The sequence below is a fragment of the Cyclobacterium qasimii M12-11B genome (assembly GCF_000427295.1).
GTDB classification, from domain to species: domain Bacteria; phylum Bacteroidota; class Bacteroidia; order Cytophagales; family Cyclobacteriaceae; genus Cyclobacterium; species Cyclobacterium qasimii.
The window spans coordinates 23,825-30,874 of the sequence record NZ_ATNM01000100.1; the positions used below are offsets into that span (position 1 = coordinate 23,825).

Below are 7,050 nucleotides of genomic sequence, written 5' to 3' on the forward strand. Positions count from 1 at the left end.
TTCACAATTTAAATTAATGCCACATTTCTTCAATAAGCTCTGTATAGAAATCCTTCAACGTCATTCCCACTGCTTTTACTTGCTGCGAAATTAGGCTTGTTTCTGTCTGACCAGGCACGGTATTGATTTCAATAAAATAGAAATCACCCGTTTGCATTTCCAAGAAATAATCCATTCTTACCGCTCCCTTACAATTCAATGTTTGGTAAACTTTTTCAGCTATCTTTCTGACTTTTTCTACATCACGTTCATCCAATCTTCCAGGAGTAATTTCTTCTGAAACACCAGGCTTGTATTTGGCTTCAAAATCAAAAAACTCTTTGGAACTGATTATCTCCGTCGAAGGAAGAACGGTGATTTTCCCATTGCTTTTATAAATACCAATGGAGAACTCTCTCCCACTTACAAACTCCTCCACCATCACCTGATCATCTTCTTTAAAGGCCAGGTCCAATGCCATGGTTAACTCTTCGGCACTTTTCGCCTTGCTCATCCCTATACTGCTTCCCCCATTATTGGGTTTAACAAAAATGGGCAAACTCAATTCGTCCAATAGCTCCTCAGCCAGGCCAGCCTTATTTTCAAACAACTGAGCAGATTTAGCCACATGCAAATCAGCAATGCCTTCTACAATCTTCTTCGTATAGGCCTTATTCATAGTGATGGAGGAAGTGAGGGCATCACAGGTTGTGTAGGGAATTCCCAACATATCAAAATAACCTACCAATTTTCCATCCTCACCAGGTGAACCGTGAATAATATTGAATACACCGTCAAATTTCACCCGCTTACCAACCAAGGTAACAGAGAAATCATTGAAGTCGACGGGTGTTTTATTTCCATTGGCCTCTAAATGGTAACAACTGTCCTGATACACATGAATAGGAAACACCTCATAACGTTCCTTATCGAGGTGTTGCGCTACTACAGCAGCACTCTTTAAAGAGACTACCGATTCACCAGTATAGCCTCCCATGACCAAAGCAATTTTCTTTTATTCATTTAGGATCCGTGCGAGTTAACGTAATTTTTTGTAAATAAAATGATAAATAACCGATTTGATAAATAATTAAGCATGCATTTTTTTAATAGAAGTGCTAAAGGCAAACTAAATTTATGCGCTATTCACAATAGTCCCTCCACTAAATAGCGAAAAAGTAACCAACAGCTTGAACCCATGTTAAATTTTTAGTTATCTTGGAAGTGAATTTCACAGAGGCATTTGTCCTTCCTTTTTCTTTAGTTTTTGGCTTGGTATTTTTTTTAAGCTGTATTGATGAAAGTGTTAAACTTTATTTTTATGGAGAAAACTATCTCCTTCATGCTAATAGCATTGCTATTTTTGGCAGTAAATCCGGAACTGGTACATGCCCAAAATGACAATCGGGTACCCTTTAAACACCGGGTTGGCAACACTCCCCCTGAAGACAATGTATTTCATATCAGAGGAGATTTTACCATGATCGGAAATACAAACCTTACCCTGGCGGAATATTCTAAAACCGGAGAAAACTCCCTGGCCAAAATGAAATTTGTGGACGTCGATGGCGATCCCAAAACCTTTAACTCCTCTTCTGCCACTTTAATGTTTTCCCAAGAGAATGGTGCAGCTCCAAACTGCACTGAGATTTTGTATGCCGGACTTTATTGGGCTGGAAAATCGGACATTGGTCAGGGGCTTAACTTTGATTTGACCAAAACGATTACTTCAGAGGAACTCAAGGAGGTTAAAAATGAAGAACAGGTAATATTACCATATGAAGAGATAAATCACAGTTCTTTTACCATGACGCTTAGTCTGGAGTATGATGAAAATGGTTTGATTTATCCCATTTATTACTTCTGGAAAGATGAAGAGGTACAACTAATTTTGATTTTCCCGAACGATCAGTCTGAAAAAGCACTGTACCAAATTGGTGAGGAAGATTGGCAAGAAGTGGAAAACCAGTCCATTTCTACCGCTGGAGAACTGGCAACAGCCACTTTTGACCCAATTATGATTGAAGACAATGGGTTTACTTTTTCCATTCATACGATAAAGCGGTCATTGGTGGAAGCATTTAGAGATGTAAAACCTGATGATTTCACTGTAGAATGGACGGCTTCAGGAAGTTATTATCCAGATTATCCACATACAGTGATGTTTGACAAACGAAAGGTAAAGCTTAAAGCTCCTGGAGCGAGCAACTATACTGAAATCTCCTCTCAAGGGAATAGCATTTTATTTCCACACAATGACATGGAGGACATGTACGTAGGCTATGCCGATGTAACCGACCTGGTTAAAAGTTATGGCGCCGGAGAGTATACTGTTGCAGATGTAGCGCTTGTCGAAGGTTTGGGAAACAACACAGGCTACTTCGGCAACTGGGGGATGATTGTGGTTTATCAAAACTCAAAAATGGATTGGCGGAACATCAGTATTTTTGATGGTTATTCCTATGTTCAATCTTTAGACAAAGAGGAACATGTAGGTGAAATTGAAATCACAGGTTTTGAAACCATCAAGCAAGGAGATGTCAAATTAAAACTGGGAGTAATGGCCGCTGAAGGTGACAAATCAATCAAAGGAGATTACCTTCAAATCCTAAATCAAAATAAAGAGTGGGTTTTACTTAGCCATAAACTTGCAGAAAAAATAACTTTTTCAATTCCTCCATTTACACACCAGTTAGAGACGCTGAAGGAAACTTAATAGACAACCCAAGAAACCCACAACTCGAGCACAACACAGGTACCGACATTGTTCAATGGGAGGTACCTAACCCTGAAAACGCCATCATTGCCAATGAGCAACGATCTTTTCGATTTCGGTTTGGGACTAACCAAGACCAGTATGCCATCTTTGCATTTGCCTTCTCTGTACCATCTTATGTCCCAGAAATTCAGGCGCACAACCAGATTAAGTACATTGAAGAAGAACCTCCAGGCGAAGAGCCTTCTGTGGAACCAGGTCAAGAAATTACTTACACCCTGGACATCAAAAACCTTGGTACCGAAGCTTCATTAGAGAACAAAATAGTCATCCCTTTGCCCATCACTGCCACCTTTGTCAGTGCCAACTCATTACCTCAAGACCATGGTGCAGTTACCTTCGACCCAGACTTAGGTATAGCAGGAGCTATCGTTTGGGAAATCGGGGAGATCCCATTGCAAGAGGATTCCAATGATACCGCAGCAACATTGGAGTACACTTTAAAGCTAACAGAAGATTGTTTTTATTGGGCAAATAATAGCTGCGAAGTTACAATGGCCATCGATGGAAGCATGTCTGGCCTGGGATCAATTTCAGGGAGCTCCTATTCCAATATTCCATTTTTTCAGGGATTTACGGATGACGCTTGTGTCGGCGAAGCAATTTATGGCCCTATTGAAATCCCCATAGTCGGCAAAGCTGAATTCGCCGCAACGCATTGTATAGACCAGGTAGACTTTCCCTCAATAGGCCCAATTCAACTTCCCGATTTTTGTCAAGGAGATGCACCCATTGAACTGGGTTCGTTAATCTCTCCAAGTCAGGAAGGGTTTTCAATTTATTTTTTTACGGAGGAAGAAGGAGGCGAAGGGTTCACCAATTATCAGGTCAATACTTCATTGTCTGGCAGCGAGCAGATTTGGGTAGCAGAAGGGCCTCAAGAAACTTGTACCGGCATAAGAACTCCCCTATCCATAAACGTTTTAATGCGGGCTCCGACCCCAATAGTAAAGGATTTGATAATTTGTCAGTTATCGGAAACCAATACATTTTCCGTCCAGGAACATTTGTATTATCAACTGAATTATTACCTGGACAATGATCCTCAAAGCATTGCTTTAGCCAATGTTCCCCAAATAAACACCGAGGAAGTGGGTGTTCATAAGGTATGGGTCAGTTACTCTCTGGATGGTAAATGCGAAAGTCATCGAACACCTGTACAAATCACTGTAGAAGACTGCAGTTATCGACCGAGTATACAGATTGAGAAATATGCAGATGTGGAAAACTACAGCCAAATAAACGACACCATTAATTACACCTTGGTGGTAACCAATCCTCGAAAAGTCCCGCTATTTAATGTGACGATCTATGACGAACTTACTTCAGCCTCTTGGGACATCCCCTACTTTGAGGTACTTGAATCAGAAACCTTTACTACAAGTTATGTGATCAACAACAATGACCTTAGCTATGGTGCTGTCCAAAATTTCGCTTATGCTACAGGTCAATCCCAAAATGGTGAATTTATTCAAGACATGGCCTTCCTTGAAGTAGAGGCCTTAATTTTTCCAGATGGTTTTCTTGACCATGAAATCTCAGTTTCCCCAGAAGCCTGCACCAATGATGACATCGCTTTGGGGACCATAGAAATACAGTTCCCATCCCACACACCACAGACGGGCACTTACATCTTAAAAAGAAAGGCAGATGGGCAGGAATATTCGGGAGAGTTTCAAAACCGTATTCGGGTCCAAATAGCGGTTCCTCACGGGGAATACTCTTTATCGATTACAGATGAACAAGAGAATACCTTCAATGTGAAAGGGCTGTTTTTAGTGGATAAAAGAAAATTTGTGGATTTCACCATACCTGAGGAAATCACAACATGTTATCCCCACATGCTCACTCCTAAATCCACCATGGCCTTGACCTATCGACTGAAAGCACCAAGCGGAGCCACCGTTTGGCAAAATAGTCAAGAAGGCTTCGATCTTTCAGAATCGGGGCTTTACCATATGAGTGCAACAGACAAGGAAGGAATCCTATGCTCCGTGGAAAAATCCTTTTACGCTGAAATATCCCAACCTCAAAACACCGAATTAGATTTAGCCCCTTTCTGTAGGGAAGACGTTTTTACCACCCTCAGTTTGCAGCAGGACCCTGATAATTTAAAAGTGAATTGGTACCGCGTCCGTTCACAGGATGCCATCCATTTATCAGATTACGACAATAATCCTACACTTACTGTACAGGAAGCCGGCTTGTATGAAGTCACATTGACCAATGAAGACGGTTGTATGGTTGGCAGAGGCCAAATGGAGGTGGTTCAATCATTTTCCGAAATGCCACCGTTACAGGCACTGTATTCCATATGCCTCGACAGAAATTTACTGGTATTGATAGATGCCGGAAATAACTTTAGCATGAGCCAATGGTTATTGGATGGCATCACCATTAGCACCGGTTCTACCTTCTCCCCAACGCATCCTGGGAATTACAGCCTTTTGGCCATAGATGAGCAAGGTTGCGAATTCTTTGTAGATTTTGAGGTCGAAGACGTGTGCAATGCGATGGTAAGTTACCCAACCGCCATTCTTCCGGGAGACTCACAAAGACCTTTCCTTATCTATCCGAACAATTTAGCCACGGAAATGGAAGTGTTTATCCACAACCGTTGGGGTGAAATGATTTTTTATTGCGAAGACAAAAACCCCCAGGCAAATCAACCCTCTACATGCATCTGGGATGGATTCTATAACAATCAAAAGATCCCTGGCGGAAACTATTCTGTAATCATCCAGTATAAAAACAAGAAAGACAAGCTACTGACCACGGAAAAGGGAATGATTACGGTCATTGAATAGTGATGAGATAAATGTATGAACTTAATAGAATAAAGCGATTTAATCTTTCCTGAACGAACCTGGATAACATCCCAGCTGGTTCCTGAACAGAAATGTATAACCTTCTAGCCACTTCCTGAGCGGAGTCTGAGTATTTCCCGAGCCGGTTCTTGAGCGGAGCCGAAGGATTAGGCATTGCGTGCTCGTCACCCTTTGGCTTCGGCTCCGCTCGGCCGCCGGAATTTTGGTTCTTCCAGAAATTAATGTAGCACTGATTCAAATTTGGATTAGTATTAAAAAGCCACTAGATTTACTAGTGAGGAATTCAGAGGAGAGTGTTTATGAAGGCAAAAACAGGTGGGAATCTAGCTAGAGAAATGGGTAACAAAAGGAATTTCAGCCGATTACAGATTCAGCAGTCAGAGAGCAGCATCCATTACAACAAGGATTAAGACATAGCGTGGTCGTTCACGATACGACTATAAGTTTGAAGTCAGAGAGCAGCATCCATTACAACAAGGATTAAGACATGTAAAATCTTTGTCAGGACAGCCGAATGTTTAATGTCAGAGAGCAGCATCCATTACAACAAGGATTAAGACTCATTTCTTGTGTTTACCTCGACCATTTGAAGGGGTCAGAGAGCAGCATCCACTACAACAAGGATTAAGACACCTCTGCAAAGTCAAGAGCTTGACCAGCTCCTAATGTCAGAGAGCAGCATCCACTACAACAAGGAGGACCGAGCGTGAAGAAAAGTGCCAGCGGAGGCACTTTTTAGTGAGGGGCCAGGAGGCGCGTGGGTCTATTATAGCTATAGGTATTATATACCAAAGAAAATCCACTACAACAAGGATTAAGACAATCCTTCAAAGGCTGTTATCTTGTTTTCCTCCTTCGTCCGAGAGACATCCCGATGCGATACACTTTCGGGATACAACAAGGAGGAACGAGCGGGAAGAAAAGTGCCAATAAAGGCACTTTTTAGCGAGGGGCCTGATTGCGGGGAGTTCCGGAGTAATTATCGCAATTCCTATCAAAAAACATGAATCATATAGTAGGTAGAATCGGGCAAATTTCGATAGATCATATCATCCTAGCCGGATCCTGAGCATGAGGTGTGGCAAACATTCCAAACCGGTTCCTGAGCGGAGCCGAGTAGGCATTTCGTACTCGTCACCCTATGGCTTCGGCTCCGCTCTGCCGCCGGGATTTTCATTCTTCCAAAAATTAATGTAGCACTGATTCAAATTTGGATTAGTATTAAAAAGCCACTAGATTTACTAGCGAGGAATTCAGAAGAGAGTGTTTATGAAGGCAAAAACAGGGGAAAATTTAGCTAAAGAAGAGGATAACAAAAAGAATTTCAACCGATTACAGATTCAGCAGTCAGAGAGCAGCATCCACTACAACAAGGATTAAGACCTTATTGTTGTCCGTCAAGGAGTAGAAATAGAGTGTGGTCAGAGAGCAGCATCCACTACAACAGGATTAAGACAGTTTCCTCAC

At 41.8% G+C, this 7,050-nt stretch carries 3 protein-coding genes; 2 read left to right on the forward strand and 1 reads right to left on the reverse strand.

Annotated elements, in window-relative coordinates:
* Nucleotides 1-13: 13 nt before the first annotated feature.
* Nucleotides 14-976: a D-alanine--D-alanine ligase gene (locus ADICYQ_RS27120; protein WP_040415805.1), complete on the reverse strand. Its 963-nt coding sequence runs from the start codon at nt 974-976 to the stop codon at nt 14-16.
* Between the two features lie 324 nt (nt 977-1,300).
* Here ADICYQ_RS27120 and ADICYQ_RS11140 point away from each other — a divergent pair, with 324 nt between their 5' ends.
* Nucleotides 1,301-2,695 (forward strand): hypothetical protein, encoded by a 1,395-nt coding sequence (locus ADICYQ_RS11140; RefSeq protein ID WP_152520482.1) that lies wholly within the window; start codon nt 1,301-1,303, stop codon nt 2,693-2,695.
* A 248-nt stretch (nt 2,696-2,943) separates the two neighbouring features.
* Entirely contained in the window at nt 2,944-5,562 is a 2,619-nt protein-coding gene (locus tag ADICYQ_RS11145) for a CLIPPER-2 domain-containing protein (RefSeq protein ID WP_020893745.1), read from the forward strand.
* Nucleotides 5,563-7,050 lie beyond the last annotated feature (1,488 nt).

What these genes read in the sequence shown, in the direction of transcription:
- ADICYQ_RS27120 (WP_040415805.1), bottom strand. Translation starts at nt 976, where the DNA reads ATGGGAGGCTATACTGGTGAATCGGTAGTCTCTTTAAAGAGTGCTGCT.
- ADICYQ_RS11140 (WP_152520482.1), top strand. Translation starts at nt 1,301, where the DNA reads ATGGAGAAAACTATCTCCTTCATGCTAATAGCATTGCTATTTTTGGCA.